Here is a 24,397-nt window from a genome sequence, read left to right on the forward strand (position 1 = left end):
GCTCCCCGGCGGGTCAGATCCAGTCGCGGCGCTTGAACACCAGGTAGAGCGTCAGGCTCACCCCGAACATCAGGAGCAGCGCGAACGGGTAGCCCCACCACTCGTCGAGCTCGGGCATGTGGTCGAAGTTCATGCCGTACACGCCGCCGACCAGGCTGGGCGCGAACAGGATGGCCGCCCAGGCCGAGATCTTCTTGACCTCCTCGCCCTGGGCGATGCTCGTCTCGGTGAGCTCGCGGATCTCCTCGTTCTGCCGCTGCGCCACCAGGGTCGCGTTGACGGTGAGGATGTCGCGCAGCTGCAGCCGGAAGCCCTCCACCCGCTCGGTGACCTGGATGACGTGGTCGGCGACGTCGCGCAGGTAGCTGCGCAGCTCCTCGTCGACCCCGTACTTTTCGAACCCGGCGGTCAGCGCGGCGATGATGCCGCTGAGCGGCTGGGCGGCGCGCTGGAACTCCAGCACCTCCTGCGACAGCTCGTAGATGCGCCGGGAGACCCCGGGGTCACCACCGAAGACCTGGGTCTCGATCTCGTCGATGTCGTTGGCGAGCCCGTCGACCACCGGCCGGTACCCGTCGACGACGGCGTCCAGCGTCGCGTACAGCACCGACTCGCTGCCCTTGGCCAGCAGCGCCGGGTCGCTCTCCAGCCGGCGGCGCACCCGGGAGAGGTCGGGCGACTCGCTGTGCCGCACCGTGATGGCGAAGTCGCGGCCCAGGAACAGGTGCAGCTCCCCGAACTCCACCTCCTCGACCGCGTCCAGGTACCGGGCGGACTTGAGGACGACGAACAGCGTGCTGCCGTACCGCTCGAACTTCGGCCGCTGGTGGGCCTTGATCGCGTCCTCGACGGCGAGCTCGGGCAGGTCGTAGAGCTCGGCCAGGGCCCCCAGCTCGTTCGGCTGCGGGCGGTAGAGGCCCATCCAGGCCAGCCGCTCCTCGCCGGCGGCCAGCTCCTCGCGGCTCTCGGCCGCGGTCTCCGGCGTGGCGATGCGGCGGCCCTCGGAGTAGACCGCGTTGTCCACGATCCGCGCCTGCGCGGCGGGGCCGTCCGGCAGCGCCGCGGACGCCGTGGCACCGCTCGGCGGCGGTACGGGCTCCAGCCGGGGACGGCGGGTCAGCGTGGTGAGGGCGGTCAGCGGCGCGAGACGGCGCTCGGTCATGACGGGCTCCCGGGGCGAGGGGACGGCGATGGGCACCGGAGCGGCCCTCCTCGCCCGCGCCCCCGTCCTGCCGACCCCCGGGCATGCGTGCACGGTGCGGGCGGGACCGGGTCCTCGATCAGGCGGGGAGGACCTCAGGATCGGTACTGGGAGGCTCGCTGCGCACGACGTCCTCCTCCCGGGTCCGGCCGCCCGCCCTCGCGGCACGGCCGTCGACCATGGTCCCACGCGAACGGCCCCGTCCCGCCGGTGTCATCGCCCACACGGGTGACCACCCGCGACGGATCAGCCGGCGACCTCGCCGTCCGGCAGCGGCACCTCGAGGGCGACCAGGAACCGGGAGACCATCGCGTAGCCCGCCACGGTGGCGGTCAGCTCGACGACCTGGCGGTCGTCGAGGTGCTCCCGCACCGCCGCGAACACCGGGTCGGGGACGGCGACGGCCCGGGTGGAGGCATCGACGAACGCGAGGACGGCGGCCTCCGCGTCCGTCCAGCCGGCGCCCGCCGTCGGGTCGGGCGACCTCAGCTGCTCCAGCTGGCCGTCGGTCAGCCCCGCCCGCTGCCCGATCGGTGCGTGCGCGGCCCACTCGAACTCCGCGTCGTTCAGCACCGCGACCCGCAGGATGACCAGCTCGCGCAGGTCGGCCGGCAGCGTCGTTCCCGAACGGATCGCCCCCAGCAGCGCGTTCCACCCCTCCGCGACGGGCGGGCTGTGCAGCAGCAGCCGGTCCAGCGAGCTCAGCCGCCCGCCCCGGCGCACCCGCATGCGGTCGGCGACCTCGCCGTCCTCCGCGGCGAGCGGCAGGCGGGCCTCCGCGCCGTGCGCCACGTCAGCCGCGACCGAAGATGCCCTGGCCGAACGCGCCGTTGGCGGTCAGCACACGCGACAGGCCCTTGCCGAGCTCGACCACCCGGCCGGTCTTCTCCGCGCCCAGCGACAGCCACGGGTCGGCGGCCAGGGCGTCGGTCTGCACCTCGATCCGGGCGCGTAGCTCCGCGCCCTCCTCTGTGAGCCCGGCGTCGTCGAGCAGCCCCCGGTCGGCGAGCGCGGCGCAGGCGGCGTCCCACTGCTCGTCGCTCCACCCGCGGGTGGCCTTGGCGGCCGCCACGGTGAAGCCGCGCCCGGTGGCGCAGTGGGTGATCAGCGCCTCCAGGCCGGTCAGGCCGGCGTGCACCAGGACGGCGACGTGCCCGTCGCCGCGGTGCTCGCGCAGCAGCGAGGCCCCGTGCCACAGGGCCAGCAGCGGCTCCTCCGGCCACGGCAGGTCGGCGTGGCCGGCGTAGAGCGGCCGCCCCTCGGCGCTCAGCCCGGTGCAGGCCTCGCGGAGCAGCCCGGCCAGCTCGGCGACCTCCGGCGAGCCGGCGGCCTCCTCGCCGAGCAGCCGGGTGAGCGAGGCGCGGGCGGCGTCGAGCCGGGCGGCGCGCACCTGCTCGGGCGAGGCGAGCGTCCAGGCGCGCGGGATCATGTGCGCGACCAGGGACGGGGAGAAGTTGTAGAAGGTCGCCGTCACGACACCGGCCGCCACGGCGCCCATGGGCGCGGCGCGGCCGGCGAAGTACACCATGCGCCCCGGCCGCAGGCCGAGCGCACCGAGGTGCTCGTCCTGCTCGGGGGCGAAGTAGAGGTGGGAGTGCAGCGGGTCGATCGCGCGGTGCGCGCGGCCGACGAGTGCGGGATCGAACGCGGGCTCGGGCTGATCGACGCTGACCATGGCCGGACCCTAGCGAGTCGTCATGGGCGGCCGCGCGACCGACCACGCGACGCTGGTGCGCACCGTCCCGTACCCGAGGCGCTCGTAGAGCCGCAGCGCCCCGGTGACGTTGTCGCTGTCGACGTCGAGGGCCGACGTGCGGCACCCGGCCGCGGCCGCCTTGCGCAGCGACTGGAGGATGGCCGCCGCCGCGATACCCCGGCCCCGGGCGGGCGGCAGGACACCGATCTGGCCGAGCACCACCTCGCGGTACCCGCGCGCCCGCGCGTCGGACTCGTAGACGTAGGCGAGGAGGTAGCCGAGGACGGCGCCGTCGGCCACGGCGAGCACCGACAGGTCCGGCCGGAACGAGCGCTGCCCGGTGAACAGCGCCCGCCACGACGCCGCGTCGCGCTCGCTGGACCCGTGGTGCGCGGTGAACGCTGCGTTGTGCGCGTGCCGGACCTCCTCGTCGCGGTCCCAGGTGAAGGGCGCGAGCTCCACGCCCGGGACAGGTTCCGGCGCCGGCAGGTCGGTGAGCTGCCGCTCCATCACGCGGTACCACCGCTCGGCCGCCAGCCCCCGGCGCTCGACCAGCCGCTCGAGCTGCGGCTGGGTGCCGAGCACGCGCACCACCAGCCGAGCCGGGGCCCCGGGGTGCCGCTCGGCGTGCACCTCCGCGCCGCGGGCCAGCTCCCAGTCCAGCAGGGCGGCGCCGAGGCCGGAACCGCGGTGGTCCGGGTGCACCCGGCCGTCGAGGGTGATCCGGAAGACGTCGCGGAAGGTGGCGCTGGCGGAGACGACGGCGAACCCGGCCAGCGCGCCACCGGCGTCGAGGACGGCGACCCCGTCGCGGGCCGGGTCGACGCCCCACCCGGTCCACTCGTCGGCGACGTCGTCGGCGTCGGGGAACTCACCGGTGTCGTCGAGCGGCTCAGCGGCGACGAGCAGCGCCGCCACGGCCGGGATGTCGTCGGTGTGCAGCGAGCGGGCGGTGAAGCCGGCGGGGACGGCGGGAAGATCGGCCACGGAGCAGAAGGCTAGGCAGACCGCGACGCCGCTTCCACCGGATTTCAGGTGCGGGCGAACAGGCAGAACGGGTGCCCGGCCGGGTCTGCGTAGGTGCGCACGTCCTCGTGCGGATCGGTGTAGGCGTTCAGCAGCCGGGCGCCGGCCTCCTCGGCGACCGCCGCCGCCGCGGCGAGGTCCTCGACCTGGAAGTCCAGGTGCGCCTGCATCTGCTGCGCGCCGGGCTCGGCCGGCCACACCGGGGGCACGTGGTCCTCCTCCCGCTGGAAGGACAGCCCGGGACCGCCGTCCTCGGGCCGCAGCGTGGCCCACGCCGGCTCGTCGTCCCGGATCGGCCACCCCAGCAGCCGCTGGTAGAAGCGCGCCAGGCCGCCCGGGTCGGGAGTGCCGAGGACGGGAGCGGCGAGCCGGATGTTCGCGGTCACGCCCCGATCCTGAACAGCCGTGCCCCGTTGTGCCAGAGGACGGCGCGCAGCCACTCCTCCCCCAGGTCGAGCCGGTGCAGCGCCTGCAGCTGGTGGGCGTAGGGGTACGGGATGGACGGGAAGTCGCTGCCGAGCAGGACCTTGTCCTGCAGCGCCGCCAGCCGCGGGCGGTCGGCCGGGTCGAAGGGCATCAGCCGCTCGGTGAAGTCGGTGGCGAACATCGTGGTGTCCAGGTGCACCCGCTCGTACCGCTCGGCGAGGTCCAGGAACTCCCGGTACTCGGGCATGCCGAGGTGGGCGATCACCAGCTGCAGCCGCGGGTGCCGCTCGAGCAGGCCGGCCATCGGCGCGGGCCCGGTGTGCTCGCCGGCCAGCGGCCCGGAGCCGCAGTGGATGACGACCGGGGTGCCGGTCTCCTCCAGCCGCGCCCACACCTCGTCGAGCAGCCGGTCGCGCGGATCGAAGGCGCCCACCTGCACGTGCACCTTGAACACGCGCACACCGCCGTCGAGGGCGGCGGCCACGTAGTCCGGCGCCTCCGGCTCCGGGTAGAACGTCGCCGATCCCAGCACCTGCGGGTGGGCGGCGGCGAACCCGGCGGACCACTCGTTGAGCCAGGCCGCCATGCCGGCCTTGTGCGGGTAGGGCAGCGTCGGGAAGGCCCGCACGCCCAGCCGATCCAGGACGGCGAGCCGCTCGTCCTCGGGCAGCGGGTAGGCGACCGGCCAGTCCGCGCCGTAGTGCGTCCCGGCCGCCTCGAAGTACTGCCACACCTTCGCCTGCACCCGCTCGGGCAGGAAGTGCACGTGCACGTCCACCAGCCCGGGGAGCCCGAGCTCCCGCCAGTACCGCGGGACGTCCGCGTCGTCGACCGGTGGCGGAACCGTCACAGCGTGACGACGACCTTGCCGCGCACGTGCCCCCCGGCGACCAGCCGGTGGGCCTCCACCAGGTCGGCCAGCGGGAACGCCTTGGCGATCGGCACCCGCAGCTGACCGGCGTCGGCCATCCGGCCGAGCTCCTCGAGGTCGTGCTGCTCGGGTCGGACGAACACGTACCGGCCACCCATCTCGTTGACGCCGGGGTCGACCACCGAGGCGATCCGCGACCGGTCCCGCACCTGCTCCGGGGCGTCGGCGAGCGTGTCGCCGCCGACCAGGTCCAGGACGGCGTCCACCGGCTCGTTGAGCTGCTCGCTGATCGGGCCGGCGGAGTAGTCGAGCACCTCGGCGCAGCCGGCGTCGGTGAGGAAGCCGTGGTTGCGCGGGCTCGCCGTCCCGATGACGTGCGCACCCAGGGCGACGGCGATCTGGACGGCGTTGAAGCCCACGCCGCCGGACGCCCGGTGGATCAGCACGCGGTCGCCCTCGGTGACCTCCAGCGCCTCGGTCAGCGCCTGGTAGGCGGTCAGACCCGCCAGCGGCAGGGCCCCGGCCTCGGCGAAGGAGAGCGACTGCGGCTTGTGCGCCAGGCAGCGCTGCGGGGCGGGGACCAGCTCGGCCGACGTCCCCCACTGGACGTCGTCGCGGCGCACGTAGCCGAACACCTCGTCGCCCGGGCGGAAGGCGACGATCGCGGGGCCGACCGCCTCGACCACGCCGGCGACGTCCCAGCCCGGGATGATCGGGAAGCGGTGCGGGAAGAAGCTCGCCAGGCCGCCGGCGCGGATGCCCATGTCCACCGGGTTGACGCCGGCGGCGCGCACCCGCACCAGCACGGTGTCGGGCCCGACCGGCGGCTCGGGCAGGTCGTCGCGCAGGGTCAGGACGTCGTCGTCCCCGAACCGGTCGTAGGCCATTCCTCGCATGCGGCCAACCGTAGGCGGAGCGCCCGGGGACGGCTCGCGGACCACGTGCTCAGCGGCGTCCCCGCCGGCGGTCACCGCGCGCGGCCGGGCGCCCCGCCGGGGTCGGCCACTCGACCACCCACCGCTCCCCGACCGGGAGGGCGGCCCACCGACGGGCCGCCTCCCGCACGGCGGGGACGGCCGACCCGATCCGCTCGGCGGGCACACCCGACCCCGCCACCTCCTGCGGCAGGACCTCCTCGCCGCGCGCCAGCCGGCCGACGACGTCGGCCAGGCTCTCCGCGCGCTGCACCGCCGGGACGCGCTCCCGCTTCAGGCGGTCCGACCGCTCGGCGGAGTGCGGAGGGAGGCGGCCCGACACGTGCCGCATGCTGCCCCAGATCACCCCGTCGGCGACGCAGCCCCAGACGCCGTCCGCCAGCGGCAGGGCCGTCTCGACGACGGCGTGCACGAGGTCGTGCGGCAGGTCGGCACCGCCGCCGGCCCCGCGCATCAGGAACACGACGCCGTCGTCCCGCTCGACCAGGGTCTCGACCGGCCGGCGATCGGCCATCCGCTGGAACGTCATCCGCACGACCGGATCCTCTCCGGCCGCTGCAACCGCTTTTCCGCGCGATCAGCGCCGGCCCTTCACGTACCGCCCGAACGCCTTCTGGATCTCGCGGCGCGAGTCGCGCTCGGCGAGGTCGTGCCGCTTGTCGTAGGACTTCTTGCCCTTCGCCAGCGCGAGCGTGGCCTTGACCTTGCCGTCCTTGAAGTACAGGTCCAGCGGCACGAGCGTCAGCCCGCCCTCGCGGGTCTTGCCGACGAGCTTGTCGATCTCCTCGCGGTGCATGAGGACCTTGCGCTTGCGGCGCGGGGCGTGGTTGGTCCAGGTGCCCTCGGTGTACTCGGGGATGTGCACGTGCTGCAGCCACACCTCGCCGTCGTCGATCGAGGCGAACCCGTCGACGAGGGAGGCACGGCCGGCCCGCAGGCTCTTCACCTCGGTGCCGGTGAGCACCAGGCCCACCTCGTAGGTGTCGAGGATCGAGTAGTCGTGCCGCGCCTTCTTGTTCTGGGCGATGAACTTGCGCCCCTGTTCCCGCGGCAATGTTCCTCCGTCATCCTCCGGACGACACCGCGGCCAGGTGCCGTCCCCATCTGCGACGAGCGTGCCCCGGCCCTCGTCGTGGAGGCCTCCGGCCCCCACTCCTCGGCCGCCTCGCAGGGCGACTCGCCTCTACAACCTTACGTACAGGCGCAGGGTCACGTAGGCGGCGACCGCGGCCAGCGCGACGCCGACCCCGGAGACGACCACGCTGTTGGTGATGATCGCGTCCCACTCGACCGGGGGGATGATCCCCGCCTTGATCGGGCCGGCCAGGGTGCGGTCGATGAAGAGCACCTTGGTCAGGATCAGCCCGCCGGCGGCGAGCAGGCCGCCGATGAGGCCGGCGAACGCGGCCTCGAGGATGAACGGCAGCTGGGTGTACCAGCGCGAGGCGCCGACCAGCCGCATGATGTTGGTCTCGTTGCGGCGGTTGAACGCGGCCAGCTGGATGGTGTTGGAGATCAGCAGCAGGGCCGCCAGCGCCTGGACGACCGCCACGGCGATCGTCGCGTTGCGGGCGCCGTTGAGCAGGCTGAACAGGCGGTCGAGGAAGTCGCCCTCGTCGCGCACCTGGTCGACGCCGTTCTCCCCGTTCGGGAACTCGGCGGCGATGACCTCGTAGCGCTCGGGGTTCACCAGCTCCACGCGGAAGCTCTCCGGCAGCGCGTCGGCCGGGGTGTTCTCCACCAGCTCCGGCTGCTGGCTGAACTGCTGGCGGAACCGCTCGTAGGCCTCGTCGCGCGTCTCGTAGATGAAGTTCGCGACCTCGGGCGAGCCGGACAGCTCCTGCTCGATCGCCGTCCGCTGCTCGTCGGTGACGTCGTCGGCCAGGAAGATGGAGACCTGCACCTTGTCGTAGTAGATCTCCTTCATGTCGGAGATCATCCCGGCGATCAGCAGGCCGGTGCCCATGAGTCCGAGGGAGATCGCCGTCGTCAGGATCATCGCGACCGTCATGGTCAGGTTGCGACGAAGCCCGGTGGCCACCTCGGAGAGGACGAAGTTGACGCGCATGGATTCCCTGTCGTGGAGTGCGTGCGGACGCGGTCGGCGGTGTCGGTGCGGCGGGCGCTGTTAGCGGCCCACGCCGTAGACACCGCGCGACTGGTCGCGGGTGAGGACTCCCCCGTTGAGCTCGATCACGCGGCGGCGCATCGAGTCGACGATGTGGTAGTCGTGCGTCGCCATGATCACCGTGGTGCCGGTCCGGTTGATCCGCTCGAGCAGCAGCATGATGCCCTCGCTGGTCTCGGGGTCCAGGTTCCCGGTCGGCTCGTCGGCCAGGAGCACCAGGGGGCGGTTGACGAACGCGCGGGCGATCGCCACGCGCTGCTGCTCACCACCGGATAGCTCCCCCGGCAGCCGGCCGGCCTTGCCCTCCAGCCCGACCATCTCCAGCACCTCCGGGACGACGCGCTTGATCGTCCGGTGCGGCTTGTTGATGACCTCGAGGGCGAAGGCGACGTTCTGCGCCACGGTGCGGTTGCGCAGCAGACGGAAGTCCTGGAAGACGCAGCCCATGGTGCGGCGGAGCTTGGGCACCTGCCACTTGCTCATGGTGTTCAGCGGCTTGCCGTTCACCGAGACCGTGCCCGACGTCGGGTCGTCCTCCTTCAGCAGCAGCCGGAGGAAGGTCGACTTGCCCGAACCGGAGGATCCGATGAGGAAGACGAACTCCCCCTTGTCGATCTCCGTGGACACGTCGTCAAGGGCCGGCCGGCCGCTGGCCGGGTACAGCTTGGTGACGTGTTGCATTTCGATCACGAGGCGCCACGGTACTAGTCCCGGGGGCCCGGACGGCTCGTTCGCCACGGAACGCTCCGGACTCGTTCTCGCCCTGCGTCACCGTAACCCCGCAACGGCCCGGTCGCCCGGTCACGGACGGTGGCATCCGGCTCCGGACGGCGCCGAAATGTGACCTCGCTCGCGGCGGGCCGGCCGGCCGGCCTCAGGCGGGGGTGACCTCCTGCTGCTTGCGCCACCGGATGCCGGCCTCGATGAACGAGTCGATGTCGCCGTCCAGCACCGAGCTGGTGTTGCCGGTCTCCTGGTCGGTGCGGAGGTCCTTCACCATCTGGTACGGGTGCAGGACGTAGGAGCGCATCTGGTTGCCCCAGCTGCTGCCCTCCCCCTTGAGCGCGTCCATCTCGGCCCGCTGCTCGGCCTGCCGGACGACGAGCAGCCGCGCCTGGAGCACGCGCAGCGCCGCCGCGCGGTTCTGGATCTGCGACTTCTCGTTCTGGCACGAGACGACGATGCCGGTGGGGATGTGGGTCATCCGGACGGCGGAGTCGGTCGTGTTGACGCTCTGCCCACCGGGCCCGGACGAGCGGAAGACGTCGACCCGGATCTCGCTCTCCGGGATGTCGACGTGGTCGGTCTGCTCGACGACCGGGAGCACCTCGACGCCGGCGAAGGACGTCTGCCGGCGGCCCTGGTTGTCGAACGGCGAGATGCGCACCAGCCGGTGGGTGCCCTGCTCGACCGAGAGCGTGCCGTAGGCATAGGGCACCTTCACCGAGAAGGTCGCCGACTTGATGCCGGCCTCCTCCGCGTAGCTGATGTCGAGCACCTCGGTCGGGTACTTGTGCCGCTCGGCCCAGCGCAGGTACATCCGCATGAGCATCTCGGCGAAGTCGGCGGCGTCGACGCCGCCGGCCTCCGACCGGATGGTCACCAGGGCCTCGCGGGAGTCGTACTCACCGGAGAGCAGGGTGCGCACCTCGAGCTCGGCGATGGCGCTGCGGATGCTCTCGAGCTCCTGCTCGGTCTCGGCCGTGGTGGCCTCGTCGTTCTCCTCGGCGGCCATCTCGTGCATCAGCCCGACGTCCTCGAGCCGGCCCCGCAGCTCCTCCACCCGGCGCAGGTCGCCCTGCATGTAGGAGAGCTTGGAGGTCAGCGCCTGCGCGGCCTCGACGTCGTCCCAGAGATCGGGGGCGGCGGCCTGCTGCTCGAGCTCGGCCACCTCCCGGCGGAGTCGGTCGACGTCGAGGACGGCCTCGATCGACTTCAGGGTCGTGTCGAGTTCGTCCAGGACGACGGAGAAGTCAGCGGCCACGTCGACCCAGGGTAGTGGGCCCCGGGGCCGGGTAGGCAGGAGTGCCATGAGCGACCCGAACCGACCACGCTCCCGGGAGGACTACGCCCGCGGCCTCCCCGACCACCACGACCCCACGGCCGGCCTCGGTGGAGCACCCCCCGCGCGGTCGGCGCTGACCCTGCGGCTCGCCCTGGCGATCTTCGGTCTGATCGTCTGCACCGGGGGCGGGATCCTCATGCTGCGGGCCGACCCGGTGCCGGTCGCCTTCCCGATCGTGCTGTTCGTGCTCGCCGCGATCGCCGTGGTCGACATCGTGGTGATCCTCCGGCGGAAGGCGCGCGGCGAGCCGGGCTGACCCCACCCGTCGCCTTCGGGCTCAGCGGCGGGCGTAGACGTAGGGCGCGAGCACCGGCTCGTCGTCGACCTCCGGGGCGTCGCCGTCGCTGTCGACCGCGTAGCCGACGAAGGCCGCGTAGTCGGCGGTGAAGGTGGCCGGGTCCACCCCCGGCTGGAACGCCTGGGCGCAGGTGGTCAGCGGGATGCGCCCGCGCACCGCCGGCCCGTCGTGGGTGAGCGCGTCGGCCACGATCGCGTAGCCGACCGGGTCGTAGCTGCCGATGGCGAAGTGGTCGGCGGCGTTGGCCGGGCAGACCTCCTGGGTGGCGATGTTGGCGATCCGCCCGGCGCCGGTGCGCAGCGCGGAGCTGGCCACCGGCGGGGTGTTGGGGACGACGATCTCGTCGGCGGCCGTGTAGGCGACGGTGTAGTCGACGCCGGCGAAGGTCTCCGCCCCGCTGTTGAGCGCCGCCATGAACTCCGACTGCGAGGCCTGCTGGTGGTTGGCCGGCGTGCACGGGCCGGTGCTGCACGAGGTGTCGGCCAGCACCGTGCCGTGGTTGGACGGCGAGAGCCCCACGAGGTCGTCGACCAGCTCGCGGGTGTCGGGCCAGAAGCGCAGCGCCCAGCGCGGCACCATCCCGCCCTGGCTCCAGCCCACGACGTCGACGTCGCGGCGGGCCTCCTTGCTCATGGTGCGGATGGCGTGCACGAGGTACTCACCGGCGACCTGGATGTCGTCGGTGGCGTCGAAGGGCAGGGTGACCGCGCACCAGCGCCAGCCGCGCTGGTCGAAGGCGCGCATGTAGTTCCAGTCGAAGCCGACCCGGGGGTCCATGGTCGTGCCGGGGACCAGCAGGATCGGGTCCTGCCGCAGATCGCGCAGCGGGCCGTTGCAGGTGAGGCTCGCCTGGAGGGTGGCCGTCGGCACCGAGAGCGCGGGACCGCGCTGGTCCAGCGGGGCGTACTCCCCCGTCGACGCGGCCGGTGCCGCCGAGGCGACGCCACCGCCCAGCAGGACGGCGGCGGCCGCCGCGGTCAGGGCGGTCATCAGCCGGGACCTCGGCATGCGGTCGTCTCCTCGGGCCGGGCGCGCGCGACGGCGCGCTCTGTGCAACACAACGACGAAGTGTCCACACGGTTGTGCTCCGCGCCACTCGAGCCGCCGCCCGGCGACTGGGACGAGCGGATCAGCCGGCCGGCGGGCCCTGCTCCGGCCGCGACCGGAACCACCGCAGGAACTCGTCCCCCGGCATCGGCCGGGCGATGTGGAACCCCTGGGCGTACCGGCAGCCGAGCCCGGCGACCCGCTGCAGCTGCGCCGCCGTCTCCACCCCCTCCGCGAGGCTGCGCATGCCGCAGGCCTCCGCCAGCCCGACGACGGCGGCCACCACGGCGGCCGACTGGCTGCCCGGGTCGTCCGCGCCAGCCACCAGGCTCTTGTCGATCTTGAGCACGCCGGCGGGGATGGCGACCAGCTGGCTCAGCGACGAGAAGCCGCGGCCGAAGTCGTCGATGGAGGACTCGACGCCGAGCTCGCGCAGGCGCCGGAACTGCTGCGCGGCGCGGGCCGGGTCCTCGGCGGCGCTGGTCTCGGTCAGCTCCACGACCAGCTGCCGGGCGTCGAGGCCGGCCCCCTGCAGCGCGGTCACGACGTCGTCCACCAGGGTGCCGGTGGCCAGGTGCACCGCGCTGACGTTCACCCCGGCGACCACGGGTGCGCCGGCGTCGCGCCAGCTGGCCGCCTGCCGGCAGGTTTCGCCCAGCACCCAGCGGGTGAGCGGGATGATCAGGTCGTGCTGCTCGGCCACCGGCACGAAGTCGCACGGCGGCAGCACCCCGCGCTCGGAGTGCCGCCAGCGCACCAGCGCCTCGGCGCCGGTCACCAGCCCCGTCGTCAGGTCAATCACCGGCTGGTAGTGCAGCAGCAGCTGGTCGTCGGAGATCGCGCCGCGCAGCTCGGCCGCCAGCTGCACCTTGCGCTGCACCCGGTAGCGCAGGTCGGGGCTGAAGACCCGCACCCGGTTGCGCCCCGCGGCCTTGGCCGCGTACATCGCCAGGTCGGCGTCGCGGACCAGGTCGGTGGAGCGCACCCCGGCGCGGTCCCCGGCCGGGACGGCGGCGATCCCGATGCTCGCGCTCAGCCGGTGGGTGCGGCCGCCCAGGTCGAACGGCTGCTCGAAGGTGGCCTGGCAGCGGTGCGCGAGCATCTCCGCGCCCCCGGCGTCGCAGTCCCGGCAGAGGACGACGAACTCGTCGCCACCGAGCCGGCCGACGGTGTCCTGGGCTCGGGTGCTGTCGAGCAGCCGGCCGGCCAGCTGGCGCAGCAGCTCGTCCCCGACCTCGTGGCCGAGCGAGTCGTTGACGTCCTTGAAGCCGTCGACGTCGAGGAAGAGGACGGCGACCGCGGGGCAGCGGTCGTGCTGCAGCTCGGCATCGATGAGCTCGTGCAGGTGGGCCCGGTTGGGCAGCTCGGTGAGCGAGTCGTGGCGCGCCCGCCAGGCCGAGGCCCGCTCCGCACGCACCCGGGCGGTGATGTCGAGGTGGGTGACGACGACGTGGCCGGCCTGGTCGACGCGGGACGCCTGCACGTGGAACCAGCTCGTGGCGGAGCCCGCGGGGTCGGGGACCGAGCGGTCGACCGAGACCTCGGTGCGCTCGCCCCGGGACAGCTCGCGCAGCTCGCGCACCAGTCGGCGGGCGTCGGCGTCGTCGCGCAGCTGCAGGGCCAGCGCGTGGTAGTCCGCGCCCGGCAGGATCGGCGCCCCGCGCTCCTTCCCTGCATCGGTCCACGCCGAGTTGGCCAGGACCACCCGGCCGGCCGGGTCGAGCAGCACCGTCGGGGAGGCGAGGGCATCGAGCACCGCCTCCACGAGCGCGGCGTCCCGGCCGGACGAACCCGCGCTGCGGCGCACGTCCAGGGGTAACCCGGCTCTGCCCGGTTCTGGTCGCACGACTCCTCCGCTGGTCCCGACGCGCCCGGCGGCGCACCCTCCCGCTCGGCACGGGGCACCGCCGGCACAGCCGCCGAGCGCCTCGGGAAGGGTGGGACACAGGGTGCCGTATCAGGGCTGCCGCGTCTCCTCGGCGATCCACCGCAGGTAGTCGGGGTTGCCGCCGACGAGCGGCATCGCGATGACGCACGGCACCTCGTAGGGGTGCAGCTCCCGGGTGCGCGCGACCACCGCCGGGACCAGCGATCGGCGGGTGTGCAACGCGACCCGGGCCTCGGTGGCGTCGTGCACCGCGCCCTCCCAGCGGTACACCGAGCGGATCGGGACGACGTGGTGGCCGCAGGCGACCAGCCGCTCCTCGACCAGCGTGCGGGTGCAGCCCACCAGCCACCCGGCGTCGTCGGCGGTGACGACGACCTCGCAGAACTCCTCGTCCATGCGGGCATCCTGCCGCCTCCGATCGCCGTCCTTGCGTGGAACCGGTGGCCCCGGGGGTAGGGGGCGGTCATGAGCGACGACATGACGATCCAGCTGGACGGCGAGGAGTACGTGCTGCGCCCGGAGGGCGACGGCCTGCAGGTCGGCCGACGGATGGGCGGCGACGTGACCTGGTTGGACACCGTGGCCGGCAGCCTGCTGCCGGCGCCGGCCCGCGAGGCGCTCGAGCGGGGTGACACCTCCGACGAGGCGCTGCTGCGTGCGGTGCGCGGCGTGGCGCAGGCCGAGGTCGAGCGCGGCGGCTGACCGCGTCCGGACGGTCGTGGCGGTGCCACCGTCGCGGCCGTCCGGCCCCCCGACTCCCGTCGGCCGAGCAACCGTTCGTTCCGATGCGCGGAACAATGGCGGGAACACCAATGTCAATCTGCTGCAACGCGCCGCCTTTCTCGTTTCAGCCATTGCCATCCGCGCCCGCGACTCCTTGAATGCCCGCAACGCACGCGACCAATTGTTCCGATCAGCGGAACAATGCGTGCCGGCTCGGGGAGGCCCGCGTGACGATCCGCCCGCGCACCACCGGCCGAGGGCGGGTGGGCGTCGTGCTGCTCGCCCTCGTCGCCCTCATGGCGTTCGCCGTACCGGCGACGGCCGCGCCGCCGTCGGCCGGCCCACCGCCCGGCGCACCCGCCGCGGAGCGCTGCGCCGCGCTCGTCGGCAGCACCGTCAAGGTCGACTCCGGCCGGGCGGTCATCGACACGGCCACCGTCGTCCCCGCGGCCGACGGCACGCCGGAGAACTGCGACATCGGCGGCCGCATCGGCGACATCGGCTTCCGCATGCAGTTCCCGACGGAGAGCTGGAACCAGCGGTACTTCCAGACCGGCTGCGGCGGGTTCTGCGGCTACATCCCCATCGACTCGTGCGGGGACGCGCTCTCCCGCGGCTACGCGGTGGCCGCGGAGGACAGCGGCCACCAGGGCCAGAGCGACGGCTCCTGGGCGTTCAACGACAGGCGGGCCGAGATCGACTGGGGCTACCGCTCGCCGCACGTGGTCGCGGTGGCGGCCAAGCAGTACATCCAGCAGTTCTACGGCCAGGCGCCGGCCTACTCGTACTTCCAGGGCTGCTCCACCGGCGGACGGCAGGCGCTCTCGGAGGCGCAGCGTTACCCCGACGACTTCGACGGGATCGTGGCCGGCGCCCCGGCGCTCTACCAGAACTACCTGGCCCCGCTCTCCCAGGGCCACCTCGAGACGGTCAACCGGCGGGCCGACGGCACGGTCATCCTGCCGGGCACGAAGGCCCCGGTCGTCGCCGCCGCGGCGCTGGCCCGCTGCGACGACCTCGACGGCGTCGTCGACGGGGTGCTCGCCGATCCGGAGGGCTGCGACTTCGACCCGGGCACCCTGCTGTGCCCCGGCGACGTCGACCAGCCGGACTGCCTGACGTCGGACCAGGTCGAGGTCGTGCGGGCGTTCTACGCCCCGCCGGTCGACGACCGCGGCCGCCAGCTCTACCCGGGCGGTCTCGTGGTCGGGTCCGAGGCCGGCTGGCCGGGCTGGTCCATCGGCACCGACACCGCGCTGTCCGGCGGCGGCAACTACGCCCAGCAGGTGCTCCAGTACCTGGCCTTCCCGCGGGACCCGGGCCCGGACTACTCGCTGTTCGACTTCGACCCGACGCGGGACGCCCCCAAGCTGCGGTCGATGGCGAAGATCTACAACGCCGACCAGGTGAACATGCAGCGCTTCGAGCGCTCGGGCGGCAAGCTGCTGGTGTGGCACGGCTGGGCCGACCCGCTGATCACGCCCGAGGGCACGATCAACTACGTCCGCGACGCCGTCGCCGCCAACGGGGGCCGGGCGGCGACCGAGGACTGGATGCGGCTGTTCCTGCTGCCCGGCGTCTACCACTGCGCCGGTGGCCCGGGCGAGGACACCGTGGACTGGCTGACCGCCATCGAGCGGTGGGTCGAGCACGGTGAGGCGCCCGACCAGGTGACCGCCAGCAAGCTCGCCGACGGCGACGTCGTCAGCACCCGGGTGGTGCCGGAGTACGTCGCCGGCTGACCCTGCGGGGCGACCTGTCGCACGGCCGTTCCCCGGTCGTGCGGCAGGTCGTCCGGCGTCCATGGTGTGGCGCCCGGTCTCCGGCCCGTAACGGGGACGACACCCCGCGGAGATGGACGGACGGCACCGTCCGCGCCAGGGTCGGCGCACGGATCGGCTCGGACGAGGAGACACGATGACAGTGCCGCTGGATGCACGGACCGCCCGCTCGTGGTTGGCGGTGGCGATCGAGGAGGCCCGGGCCGGGCTGGCCGAGGGAGGCATTCCCATCGGGGCGGCGCTCATCGGCCGGGACGGCGACGTCCTGGGCCGGGGGCACAACCGCCGGGTGCAGCACGACGACCCGTCCGTGCACGGGGAGACCGACGCCTTCCGCAACGCCGGGCGGCAGCGGTCCTACCGGGGCACCACGATGGTCACCACGCTGTCGCCCTGCTGGTACTGCAGCGGGCTGGTGCGCCAGTTCGGCATCACCCGGCTGGTCGTCGGGGAGGCGGCCACCTTCTCCGGCGGGCACGACTGGCTGGCCGAGCACGGCGTCGAGGTGCTGGTGCTCGACGACCCCGAGTGCCGGGAGCTGATGACCGACTTCATCGCCGCGAACCCGGCGCTGTGGAACGAGGACATCGGCGAGGACGAGCCGACCGCGGAGGAGACCCGATGAGCACCGTCCGTCCCGAGGACGCCCCGGCCGTCGTCGACCCCGACTACCCGATCGACCCGGTGCCGGCGCACGCCCGGAAGTCGCTGTTCTCCCTGGCGATCGTGCTGCTCGGCTTCACCTTCTTCACGCCCACCATGCTGGCCGGCGCCCAGATCGGCGCCGCCTTCGACGTCGGCTCGCTGATCTGGGTGCTGCTGCTGGGCAGCGCCGTCCTCGGGGTGTACGTAGCCGTGATCGGCGGGATCGGCGCCCGCACCGGGCTGACCACCGTGATGATGTGCCGCTACGCGCTCGGCCGGCGGGGGGCCAAGCTCGCCTCGCTGCTGCTGGGCGGCACGCAGGTCGGCTGGTACGGCGTCACCGTGGCCACGCTGGCCGGGCTCACCGCCAGCGCCCTGGAGTGGGAGGGGCGGGCCACCGAGATCGTGCTCATGCTGGCCGGCGGCGCGCTCATGGGCGTCACCGCCTACTACGGCTACAAGGGCATGTACGCCCTGTCGGTGGTGTCCGTGCCGCTGATGCTGGTGCTGGCCGGCTGGGTCACCTGGCGCTCGCTGGAGGAGGTCGGCGGCTGGAGCGGGCTCTCCGCCGTCGAGCCGGCCACCACGATGCCGCTGGCCACCGCGGTCACCATCGTCGTCGGCACGTTCGCCTCCGGCGGCACCCAGGCGCCCAACTGGACCCGGTTCGCCCGCACGCCGCTCAGCGGTTTCTGGGCCTGCCTGATCGCGTTCCTCATCGGCGAGCTGCTGATGCTGGGCTTCGGCGCGATCGGGGCGATCTCGTTCGGCGAGGGCGACTTCGTCCTGGTGCTCTACCAGCTGGGGCTGGTCGGCTGGGGGCTGGTCTTCCTCGTCGCCAACCTCTGGACGACGAACGACAACACCGCCTACAACTTCGGCGTCGCCGGCGCGGAGATCGCCAACTCGCCGTCGAAGAAGCCCTTCGTGATCGGCGGCGTGATCATCGGGACGCTGCTGGCCATCACCGGCATCTACGAGAACCTCATCGACTACCTGGTGTGGCTGGGCATCCTGATCCCACCGCTGGGCGGCGTGGTGATCGGTGACTTCCTGGCGCGGTGGCGGCGCGGCATGCCGGAGAGCGTGACGCTGCCGGACGTCGAGTGGCGGAACATCGCCGTCTACGTGGTCGCCGCCCTCGCCGCCTGGTGGAGCAACGAGGCGGGGTGGTTCATCCCGCCGGTGGTCGGGGTCGTCGTCGCCGTCGCCGGGGTGCTGCTCGTGCAGCGCGGCCGGCGTCCGGTGCGGGAGAACGTCCCGGCCTGATCACTGCACGCCGGCCCGCGTTCCCGCCGGCGGGGTCACCTACTAGAAGTAGGTGTCCCCGCCGGCGAGGGCGGTCAGCACCGCCATGAGGACGAAGACCAGCACGACGATGGCGAAGATGCCCAGGCCGAGCAGCCAGGCCCGGTCCTCGGCGCCCCGCTTCTCCGGGGGTTCCTTCGCGGCCGGCCGCTGAGGGGCGGCGGGGGGCGGGGCGACGTGGGGGCGGTGCGGGACGTGGACGCTCATGGCGGCTCCCTGTGCAGGGCCAGGGCGCCGGCCGGTGCCCGGACCAGGTCCGCGTTGGACCCGGTTCCATGCTTCTCCCGGCGCAGCGCCGCCAGGAGGGCCGAAAGGTCCTAGTTCAAGGAACGGGACGTCCCTGCGTTCGCCGCTCTCAGTCGCGCGTGCTCTGCGCCGGAATGCGCATCATGGCGGCTATGTGCGGGCCGATAACCGCACAGGTACGCATCCCGCCGGTATCGACTCAAGCGTCAGCGGTGTGACATCACTGTGCGCAAGCACGACCACCGCGCCGCGTGTTGCCGCGCTGCAAGGTGCCGGCGGCCGTGCGCGACCTCGGTGCGCCGGTCGTGGGGCCTCGTACCGTTCCGCCGATCGGTCCGGACGGTCGCGGCGTCCAGGTGCCGCCCCCGGGCGGTGACCTCTTCCTCCGCACGCCGGCCAGCGCTCAGGGACGGGGGACGCCATGTGGGACCGGCTCCTCAAGCAGGCCACTCCTGAGCGAATCCATGCCAGGGAGGTCAACCGATACCGCTGGGCGTGGTGGCTGAGCTGGCTGCTGCCGCTGCTCGGGGTCGCGGTCGTCGCGCTCTGGGCCTACGGGACGGCGACGACCGCGCCGGAGTTCTGGGCTCTCGTGGCCGCACTCCTGCTCGTGGCCGCCGCGGCGCTGGCTGTCGGCGGTTTGCTGGGCTTCCTGTTCGGCGTCCCCAAGGTGCTCAGCGAAGGCGGTTCCACCGAGACCACGACCGCCCCGGCCGCCCCCGGAGTGCAGGGCACGGTGACCAACGCTGTCCGGGGCGGGGTCACGGCCAACACGAACCTGGAGCAGATCAGCGACTGGCTGACGAAGATCCTGGTGGGCGTCGGTCTGGTGCAGATCGCGCAGGCGCCAGGAGCGTTCGGCCGGCTGGTGAGCAGCATCAGCGGGGCGTTCGACCTGGCGAACGCCGACCACGTGATCGGCAGCCTCCTGCTGTTCTTCGCCATCGTCGGATTTCTCGACGCCTATCTGCTGACCCGTCTGTCGCTTACCGGAGCGTTCTCCGCCGCCCTGACCGACGGCCCGCCGGCCGCCGACAGCAGGAAGTGATCGTGATGAGCCCCTACGCGACCACGAACGACGCCGCGGGCCCCGGGCTGCTGGTGTATGTACCTGGGCTGGGCGCCGACCGGTCCGCAGAGTTCCTCCGGCGCCTCGGCGCCGACCTGGGCCCCGGGTGGCAGGTACGGGCCTGGCCGCATGGGCTGACTCCGCTGAGTTCCCAGCGGATGGAGGACGTGGCGCACCGCCTCGCCGTGCAGGTGCGGACCTGGGCCGGGGACAACGGCGTCGACCGGCCGGTGGAGCGGATCCTGCTGGTGGGCCACAGTATCGGCGGCCTGCTGGTCCGGCACGCGTTCCTGATCGACGCGGGGCTCGCGGGTGGGCACCCCGCGCGCTATCCGTGGACGGCGAAGGTGGAGCGCATTGCGCTCCTCGCCGCGCCCAACGCGGGTTTCCGGGCGCACCGGCTGCCGCTTCGGCTGCGACTGCCCTACACGGTGGCCGCCGGTATGCGGCGGTTGACCGCCGAGGACCTGCACGCGGGCTCGCCGTACCTCACCGAGCTGCGGCTGCGCTGGGTGAACGCCTTCCGCGGGGAGTCACCGCCGGCGGTCGTCGTCGTGCAGGTGCTGGGCGACCGCGACGACCTGGTCACCCGGGACGACAGCCTCGACATCGAGTACATGGCCGGCGCGATGCGGATCGACGTCCCCGGGGCCGACCACGCCAGCGTCGTCGACGTCGACGCCGACGAGAGTCCGGACCGGTACGGGATCCTCCATCACGCCCTGCGGGGCGACCTGGACCACGAGCGCCTACTGGCCCAGAAGCCCTCGAACGCGCCGGTGGTCATCGTCCTGCACGGCATCCGTACGAGTAGGTACACGAACTGGGTGGGGCAGCTGAGCAGCGAGCTGACCGCGCGACCCGCCACGCCGGACCGGCCGACGCCCATCGTCTGGGCGCCCAGCTACGGCTACTTCAGCGCCGTCGACTTCGCGCTGCCCTTCACCCGGTCGCGCAATCTGCGACGCTTCCTCGAGTGGTATGGCCGGGTGCACGTGACCCACGGCAGCGTGCGGCACTTCGCCGGCCACAGCAACGGCACCTATCTGCTCGGACGGGCCCTCGAGGCGGTACCGGCCATGTACTTCGACCGGATCTACCTCGCCGGTTCGGTGCTGCCCCGGGAGTATCCGTGGACGCGGATCACCGACCGGCAGCAGGTGAAGAAACTCGTGCTGCACGACCGCGCGACCCACGACGTGCCGGTCGGCTGGCTCTGCGCCGCGCTGCGGGGCCTCGGCATGCGGGACGTCGGGACGGCGGGGGTCAACGGATTCGACGACCGGCCGGCGCTGGTGGTAGAGCAACCCGGCGCCTACCGCGGCGGCCACGGTGCCGCCCTGGAACCCCGGGTGCTCCCGCACGTGACCGCGTACCTCCTGGACGGCAGCACGGACGACGAGCAGGACGGCGCGTCGCCGTACTGGTTCGGGCTGGTCGGACGGTTGGCCGGGGCGACGGCCGCTCCCCTCGCCGTGGGCTGCACCGTGGCCCTGGCACGGTGGGTGGCGCCGCGCGGCAGCCGCCCACGCCTAGCCGTCGCGGCCCTGGGCGCCGGACTCGCCTGGGCCATCGGCCGCGCCGCCTGACGATGAGAAGTACTGGTCGCCCGCCACAGCGGCAACGTGAGGCGATCCAGTTCACCAATCTGCACAGGCCGAGAACTTGGCCGTTTCTTCCGCCGGAATGCGCATCGTCGCGGTTGTCGGCCGTTTGATAACCGCACTCGTGTGCGTCCGAGCGGTGGGGCTCAGCCGTCGACGTAGCGGTCGCGCTCGACGACGAACTGACCGGTCGCGGTGTTGGCGTCGATGAACTCCGGTAGCAGCGGGATCCGCACCGTCACGGTCACGCAGACCGAGAACTCCTCCCCCGGCGCCAGCGCCGGCGAGTAGCTGCCCGCGCCGTCGCAGCCCGCGCCGGCCGGGGCATAAGCAAGCCGCATGTCGGTGACCTCCACCGACTGGTCCTCCACCGCCAACTGCGCCGCCCGCAACGCCCGCTCGTGCCCGCTGACCGGGTCCGGAGCGGTGCCCATCGCCCGCCCGGCCTCTCGCGCCGCGGCCTGCGAGGCGAACACCCCGCGCTGCACCGCCGAGAACCCGGCGATGATGTAGACCAGCGGCACGAAGACGACCAGCGCGATGAACACGAACTCCACGAGCGCCGAGCCGCGCTCGCCGTCGCCCTGCCCTAGCCGGGCCCGCAGCCACCTCACGCCGCCTCCTTCATCGACCGGCCGGTGACCTCCAGCGGCAGCACGTTGCCCAGCGCGGCCAGCAGCGAAGGCACCGACCCCGAGCACCGCACCACCACCAGCGTCGCGCCGCCGGGGTCCGCCTCCTCCCCCGACGTGCACGCCAGCCCCTGCGCCGTCCGCACCGACGTCGCCCCCGCCACGATCTCCACGGTCCGCGCCGCACCCAGCGCGGAGTCGACGTCGGCACTCGCGGCGTACCGCGCACCCTCCTGGGCGCTGGCGGTCACCACGTTGCGCACGTGCACGTAGACCGCCACCTGCAGCACCGCCAGCAGCAGCGCCACGATCAGCAGCGACACCATGACGAAGTCGACGACCGCGCTGCCCCGCTCGTCCCGGAGCCGCTGGAACGGCCTCGGTGCAGGGGCCCGCTGCGAGCCTGCGAGCGGTGGGGGGCAGCGAGGTCCTTCTTCAGCCCGCACCTGTGACCGACGTCAACGCGTTGGTGACCGCGTCGACAATGGCCGTGCGGAACGGGATGAGGATGGCCAGCACCAGGGCGGCGGTCATCACCGTGATCATCACCCAGCCGGGCACGTCCCCCCGCTCGGGATCCTCCCCGCGCAACCGCTCGGTCAGGGCGACGAGGGTCGCGGCGATGAAGGCGTAGGCACGCATGGCCGCTTCCTTTCCAGTGGTCCGCGGGCTCACTGCGCCAGCGAGACGATGCTGATCAGCCCCGGGAACAGGGCGAAGAGGACGGTGACTGGCAGCACCAAGATGGCGACCGGCACCGCGCGAGTCGTGCTTGCACTGTCGCCTCGCGACTAGCGAAGGTGCGGCCTGACGGCATGCGAACATCCCGAAGCGGCACGCGCAATGTCCCGAGGTTAGCTAGACGCGAGCACCCCTCCCAGCATGTCGTGAAGCATGGGCAGCGATTCGTCTGGTAGTGCTTACCCGCCTCAGGGAGACCCGAGAGGTGGAGGGATCACAGAGAGGGCGACATGTCGGCTCAAATTGAGGAGACACTGCTTGAACGCTACCGCCTGGATACCGAAACACTGAGAGACCTTGACGCCATTCTGCACCAAAGGTGTCAGGAGATTGACCCTGCCGCTGATATCGAGTACCACCTTAGGCGGCGGGATGGCCTACTGTATAAGACTCTTGATGTAGAAGAGGTCCTTAGGGAGCGGAATGGACTAGAGACCCGAATTGACTCGGTGACAGCTAACTCGACAGGATCTAACAGGGTCCAGTTGACGCTAGGCTTGGGTCAATCGCTTACTCTCAGCCTTCAAAGCGAGGATCGGGCGAAGGCCGTCTTGACAGCTTCCGATCTTAGGGCACTCGCGCGAGAGCGAATGAAGGCGTCAGTCTCGCCGTTCAAGGCACGCCATCGCCGAATAGCAGCCTTTGCTGCATTGGCGTTTTTCATCGGATCTTTCATCTACTCAGTTTGGGCGACTGATGTGCAGGCGGACGAGTACAACGCGGCGGTGTCGCGGTACGACTCCGAGTACGAGGCGTGGCGCGAAGGCAGAAGCGAACGGAATCAAGAGGATGCCGAGACATTTCGCGCGCAAGTTGACGAGTTGATCACCTCGGGCACCACCGACGATCGACTGAATCTACTGCTTGAACGATGGGCTCTAGATCTAGAACAACTGGCGGAGGATAATCGAGCGGCTCCTGAATATCCAGACGAGGCTGAAAGCGCCGGCCTTTCCGGTTATGTCACCTTAGGCGGCACACTGCTGGCATACGCATTGACCCTAGCGGCATTGAACCTCACATGGCCGACGCACCACACCGCCTTTCTTATCGGCGATGGACTAACTCGGGACACCAGATGGCGACGCAACCGCGAACGACTTGTCTGGGGCGTCATTGTTGCGTTGGTCCTCGGCGTGGTGTCGTCCGTGATAGCGAGTGCCGTCTTCGGCGCTTGATGGCGAGTGAGGCCCTGCTGACCACCTGCCCGGGCGGCATAGCGGGTCATGCGCAAGTCCCCGAACCGCCAGCAGCAAGGCTTGCTGTCACTGAGCCCTAACCCCCTCCCATCCGAGGGTCCGTCGGTGATCTTCCAGAACGGCTCGGACGCAATCACGGAAATCCTCGTGACTTGATGGATCCTCAGCGAAAGCGGCTTGCTCGTCCGGACCGTACGGCATCGGACTTTCGATGATGGCGGTACCTGCCTCCATCCCGGATTCTTGCCCATCATGCAGTATCTCCACTGATAATTGATACGCATGACTGCCAGCGAGCGTCCTGTCCTCGTCGGGAACTTGTAGAGCGAACTCGAAGAAGTCCGTTTCCCCTTGTCCGACCTCTTGGGAGACGAAGACGTCAAGCGTCGGGTTCGGCGCCGGGGTGGCCGGCAGTGACACATCGTAGGTCTCGCTGACCGTGAGGGTGCCCCCCGCTTCGCAGTACGGTAAGAGTTGATAGTCGACAATTTTCAGTCGAGCGCCAGAGATCACCGAAACTTGGTCACCGACATTCCGAACTCTCACCTGGACCCTAGGTGGCTCCCATGCATCCTCCGCCGGATCATAAGAGCCAGCGAGAACTCTCAGGTCAACGATGTCGAGTTCCGTCTCGGGTTCGTTAGCCAGGCTGGTCAGCCAGACGGTGAAGCCCGCGACTAGGAGCGGGCCGATGATGATGGCGAGGGCCTTCTCGCGAGTGAGCCAAGGTCCTCTAACCGAATCAGACCATTGTCTGGGTTTCGTCACGGTTCCCCCTCATTAGGCTGAGGCTGCCACCTGGGCTGTGTGGCCCAGCATGCGGCTTGTCGACTCAGCGAGCATGGCTTCTCAGCGAAAGGTCACGTTC

Annotated in this window: 28 protein-coding genes; 8 read left to right on the plus strand and 20 right to left on the minus strand. The window is 71.9% G+C overall.

Features of this window, described 5'->3' with window-relative positions:
* Positions 1-13: 13 nt before the first annotated feature.
* The 12 genes from O2W17_RS04455 to prfB form a co-directional block, all read right to left on the minus strand.
* Positions 14-1,162 (minus strand): magnesium and cobalt transport protein CorA, encoded by a 1,149-nt coding sequence (locus O2W17_RS04455; protein WP_269191189.1) that lies wholly within the window; start codon positions 1,160-1,162, stop codon positions 14-16.
* Positions 1,163-1,447: 285 nt separating this feature from the next.
* Positions 1,448-1,993, minus strand: a complete 546-nt coding sequence (locus O2W17_RS04460) for a carboxymuconolactone decarboxylase family protein (RefSeq protein WP_269191190.1) — start codon at positions 1,991-1,993, stop codon at positions 1,448-1,450.
* 1 nt (position 1,994) lies between these two features.
* Positions 1,995-2,876, minus strand: coding sequence for an SCO6745 family protein (locus O2W17_RS04465; RefSeq protein WP_269191191.1), 882 nt, complete (start codon positions 2,874-2,876; stop codon positions 1,995-1,997).
* A 9-nt stretch (positions 2,877-2,885) separates the two neighbouring features.
* Positions 2,886-3,884, minus strand: a complete 999-nt coding sequence (locus tag O2W17_RS04470; protein WP_269191192.1) for a GNAT family N-acetyltransferase — start codon at positions 3,882-3,884, stop codon at positions 2,886-2,888.
* Positions 3,885-3,928: 44 nt separating this feature from the next.
* Entirely contained in the window at positions 3,929-4,309 is a 381-nt protein-coding gene (locus tag O2W17_RS04475; RefSeq protein WP_269191193.1) for a VOC family protein, read from the minus strand.
* Complete coding sequence (locus O2W17_RS04480; protein ID WP_269191194.1) at positions 4,306-5,199, minus strand: amidohydrolase family protein; 894 nt, start codon at positions 5,197-5,199, stop codon at positions 4,306-4,308. Before O2W17_RS04480 ends, O2W17_RS04475 begins: the two co-directional genes overlap by 4 nt.
* Entirely contained in the window at positions 5,196-6,116 is a 921-nt protein-coding gene (locus O2W17_RS04485) for an NADP-dependent oxidoreductase (protein WP_269191195.1), read from the minus strand. The genes O2W17_RS04480 and O2W17_RS04485 overlap by 4 nt, the downstream gene beginning before the upstream one ends.
* Positions 6,117-6,165: 49 nt before the next feature.
* Positions 6,166-6,690: a hypothetical protein gene (locus O2W17_RS04490; RefSeq protein ID WP_269191196.1), complete on the minus strand. Its 525-nt coding sequence runs from the start codon at positions 6,688-6,690 to the stop codon at positions 6,166-6,168.
* Positions 6,691-6,732: 42 nt separating this feature from the next.
* A complete protein-coding gene (gene smpB, locus O2W17_RS04495; protein ID WP_269191197.1) occupies positions 6,733-7,209 on the minus strand; it encodes an SsrA-binding protein SmpB in 477 nt (158 codons plus the stop codon).
* A gap of 129 nt (positions 7,210-7,338) precedes the next feature.
* Entirely contained in the window at positions 7,339-8,223 is an 885-nt protein-coding gene (gene ftsX, locus O2W17_RS04500) for a permease-like cell division protein FtsX (protein WP_269191198.1), read from the minus strand.
* A gap of 60 nt (positions 8,224-8,283) precedes the next feature.
* Positions 8,284-8,964: a cell division ATP-binding protein FtsE gene (gene ftsE, locus O2W17_RS04505; RefSeq protein ID WP_269192043.1), complete on the minus strand. Its 681-nt coding sequence runs from the start codon at positions 8,962-8,964 to the stop codon at positions 8,284-8,286.
* A 193-nt stretch (positions 8,965-9,157) separates the two neighbouring features.
* Positions 9,158-10,267 carry a peptide chain release factor 2 gene (gene prfB, locus O2W17_RS04510; RefSeq protein ID WP_269191199.1) on the minus strand — a complete coding sequence of 370 codons (1,110 nt, stop codon included), beginning with the start codon at positions 10,265-10,267 and terminating at the stop codon, positions 9,158-9,160.
* Between the two features lie 46 nt (positions 10,268-10,313).
* Between prfB and O2W17_RS04515 the strand changes: the two genes are divergently transcribed.
* The gene (locus tag O2W17_RS04515) at positions 10,314-10,604 is read left to right on the plus strand and encodes a DUF6343 family protein (protein WP_269191200.1); all 291 of its coding nucleotides are present in this window, start codon (positions 10,314-10,316) and stop codon (positions 10,602-10,604) included.
* A gap of 21 nt (positions 10,605-10,625) precedes the next feature.
* Here the strand turns inward: O2W17_RS04515 and O2W17_RS04520 are convergent, their stop codons facing one another.
* The 3 genes from O2W17_RS04520 to cutA form a co-directional block, all read right to left on the minus strand.
* On the minus strand, positions 10,626-11,654 hold the full coding sequence (locus O2W17_RS04520; protein WP_269191201.1) for a lipase family alpha/beta hydrolase: 1,029 nt from the start codon (positions 11,652-11,654) through the stop codon (positions 10,626-10,628).
* Positions 11,655-11,775: 121 nt separating this feature from the next.
* Positions 11,776-13,500, minus strand: a complete 1,725-nt coding sequence (locus O2W17_RS04525; RefSeq protein ID WP_269191202.1) for a putative bifunctional diguanylate cyclase/phosphodiesterase — start codon at positions 13,498-13,500, stop codon at positions 11,776-11,778.
* 150 nt (positions 13,501-13,650) lie between these two features.
* Entirely contained in the window at positions 13,651-13,977 is a 327-nt protein-coding gene (gene cutA, locus O2W17_RS04530; RefSeq protein WP_269191203.1) for a divalent-cation tolerance protein CutA, read from the minus strand.
* A gap of 69 nt (positions 13,978-14,046) precedes the next feature.
* Between cutA and O2W17_RS04535 the strand changes: the two genes are divergently transcribed.
* From O2W17_RS04535 to codB, 4 genes are all read left to right on the plus strand, one after another.
* Positions 14,047-14,283 (plus strand): hypothetical protein, encoded by a 237-nt coding sequence (locus O2W17_RS04535; protein ID WP_269191204.1) that lies wholly within the window; start codon positions 14,047-14,049, stop codon positions 14,281-14,283.
* Positions 14,284-14,531: 248 nt separating this feature from the next.
* Positions 14,532-16,046, plus strand: a complete 1,515-nt coding sequence (locus tag O2W17_RS04540) for a tannase/feruloyl esterase family alpha/beta hydrolase (protein WP_269191205.1) — start codon at positions 14,532-14,534, stop codon at positions 16,044-16,046.
* Between the two features lie 175 nt (positions 16,047-16,221).
* The gene (locus tag O2W17_RS04545; RefSeq protein ID WP_269191206.1) at positions 16,222-16,710 is read left to right on the plus strand and encodes a nucleoside deaminase; all 489 of its coding nucleotides are present in this window, start codon (positions 16,222-16,224) and stop codon (positions 16,708-16,710) included.
* Complete coding sequence (codB, locus tag O2W17_RS04550; protein ID WP_269191207.1) at positions 16,707-17,999, plus strand: cytosine permease; 1,293 nt, start codon at positions 16,707-16,709, stop codon at positions 17,997-17,999. Before O2W17_RS04545 ends, codB begins: the two co-directional genes overlap by 4 nt.
* Positions 18,000-18,041: 42 nt before the next feature.
* On the opposite strand, the gene O2W17_RS04555 is transcribed toward codB, so the two are convergent.
* Complete coding sequence (locus tag O2W17_RS04555; protein ID WP_269191208.1) at positions 18,042-18,245, minus strand: hypothetical protein; 204 nt, start codon at positions 18,243-18,245, stop codon at positions 18,042-18,044.
* Positions 18,246-18,705: 460 nt separating this feature from the next.
* Here O2W17_RS04555 and O2W17_RS04560 point away from each other — a divergent pair, with 460 nt between their 5' ends.
* On the plus strand, positions 18,706-19,332 hold the full coding sequence (locus tag O2W17_RS04560) for a hypothetical protein (RefSeq protein ID WP_269191209.1): 627 nt from the start codon (positions 18,706-18,708) through the stop codon (positions 19,330-19,332).
* A gap of 5 nt (positions 19,333-19,337) precedes the next feature.
* On the plus strand, positions 19,338-20,942 hold the full coding sequence (locus O2W17_RS04565; RefSeq protein ID WP_269191210.1) for an esterase/lipase family protein: 1,605 nt from the start codon (positions 19,338-19,340) through the stop codon (positions 20,940-20,942).
* Between the two features lie 161 nt (positions 20,943-21,103).
* Here the strand turns inward: O2W17_RS04565 and O2W17_RS04570 are convergent, their stop codons facing one another.
* The 3 genes from O2W17_RS04570 to O2W17_RS04580 are packed head-to-tail and all read right to left on the minus strand — an operon-like array spanning position 21,104 to position 22,231.
* Positions 21,104-21,571: a hypothetical protein gene (locus tag O2W17_RS04570; RefSeq protein ID WP_269191211.1), complete on the minus strand. Its 468-nt coding sequence runs from the start codon at positions 21,569-21,571 to the stop codon at positions 21,104-21,106.
* The gene (locus O2W17_RS04575; RefSeq protein WP_269191212.1) at positions 21,568-22,035 is read right to left on the minus strand and encodes a TadE/TadG family type IV pilus assembly protein; all 468 of its coding nucleotides are present in this window, start codon (positions 22,033-22,035) and stop codon (positions 21,568-21,570) included. The genes O2W17_RS04570 and O2W17_RS04575 overlap by 4 nt, the downstream gene beginning before the upstream one ends.
* Positions 22,025-22,231 (minus strand): hypothetical protein, encoded by a 207-nt coding sequence (locus tag O2W17_RS04580; RefSeq protein WP_269191213.1) that lies wholly within the window; start codon positions 22,229-22,231, stop codon positions 22,025-22,027. The genes O2W17_RS04575 and O2W17_RS04580 overlap by 11 nt, the downstream gene beginning before the upstream one ends.
* 689 nt (positions 22,232-22,920) lie before the next feature.
* On the opposite strand from O2W17_RS04580, the gene O2W17_RS04585 reads away from it, so the two are divergent.
* The gene (locus O2W17_RS04585) at positions 22,921-23,508 is read left to right on the plus strand and encodes a hypothetical protein (protein WP_269191214.1); all 588 of its coding nucleotides are present in this window, start codon (positions 22,921-22,923) and stop codon (positions 23,506-23,508) included.
* Positions 23,509-23,595: 87 nt separating this feature from the next.
* Here the strand turns inward: O2W17_RS04585 and O2W17_RS04590 are convergent, their stop codons facing one another.
* Positions 23,596-24,297: a hypothetical protein gene (locus O2W17_RS04590; protein ID WP_269191215.1), complete on the minus strand. Its 702-nt coding sequence runs from the start codon at positions 24,295-24,297 to the stop codon at positions 23,596-23,598.
* Positions 24,298-24,397: the final 100 nt, after the last annotated feature.

The sequence above is a fragment of the Blastococcus sp. VKM Ac-2987 genome (assembly GCF_026967805.1).
Classification (GTDB): domain Bacteria; phylum Actinomycetota; class Actinomycetes; order Mycobacteriales; family Geodermatophilaceae; genus Blastococcus.

Coding starts and splice junctions, on each gene's coding strand:
- O2W17_RS04515 (WP_269191200.1), top strand. CDS start 10,314: ATGAGCGACCCGAACCGACCACGCTCCCGGGAGGACTACGCCCGCGGC.
- O2W17_RS04565 (WP_269191210.1), top strand. CDS start 19,338: ATGAGCCCCTACGCGACCACGAACGACGCCGCGGGCCCCGGGCTGCTG.
- ftsX (WP_269191198.1), bottom strand. CDS start 8,223: ATGCGCGTCAACTTCGTCCTCTCCGAGGTGGCCACCGGGCTTCGTCGC.
- O2W17_RS04560 (WP_269191209.1), top strand. CDS start 18,706: ATGTGGGACCGGCTCCTCAAGCAGGCCACTCCTGAGCGAATCCATGCC.
- O2W17_RS04580 (WP_269191213.1), bottom strand. CDS start 22,231: ATGCGTGCCTACGCCTTCATCGCCGCGACCCTCGTCGCCCTGACCGAG.
- O2W17_RS04485 (WP_269191195.1), bottom strand. CDS start 6,116: ATGCGAGGAATGGCCTACGACCGGTTCGGGGACGACGACGTCCTGACC.
- cutA (WP_269191203.1), bottom strand. CDS start 13,977: ATGGACGAGGAGTTCTGCGAGGTCGTCGTCACCGCCGACGACGCCGGG.
- O2W17_RS04455 (WP_269191189.1), bottom strand. CDS start 1,162: ATGACCGAGCGCCGTCTCGCGCCGCTGACCGCCCTCACCACGCTGACC.
- O2W17_RS04545 (WP_269191206.1), top strand. CDS start 16,222: ATGACAGTGCCGCTGGATGCACGGACCGCCCGCTCGTGGTTGGCGGTG.
- O2W17_RS04555 (WP_269191208.1), bottom strand. CDS start 18,245: ATGAGCGTCCACGTCCCGCACCGCCCCCACGTCGCCCCGCCCCCCGCC.
- O2W17_RS04465 (WP_269191191.1), bottom strand. CDS start 2,876: ATGGTCAGCGTCGATCAGCCCGAGCCCGCGTTCGATCCCGCACTCGTC.
- O2W17_RS04520 (WP_269191201.1), bottom strand. CDS start 11,654: ATGCCGAGGTCCCGGCTGATGACCGCCCTGACCGCGGCGGCCGCCGCC.
- ftsE (WP_269192043.1), bottom strand. CDS start 8,964: ATGCAACACGTCACCAAGCTGTACCCGGCCAGCGGCCGGCCGGCCCTT.
- O2W17_RS04535 (WP_269191204.1), top strand. CDS start 14,047: ATGAGCGACGACATGACGATCCAGCTGGACGGCGAGGAGTACGTGCTG.
- O2W17_RS04585 (WP_269191214.1), top strand. CDS start 22,921: ATGAAGGCGTCAGTCTCGCCGTTCAAGGCACGCCATCGCCGAATAGCA.
- codB (WP_269191207.1), top strand. CDS start 16,707: ATGAGCACCGTCCGTCCCGAGGACGCCCCGGCCGTCGTCGACCCCGAC.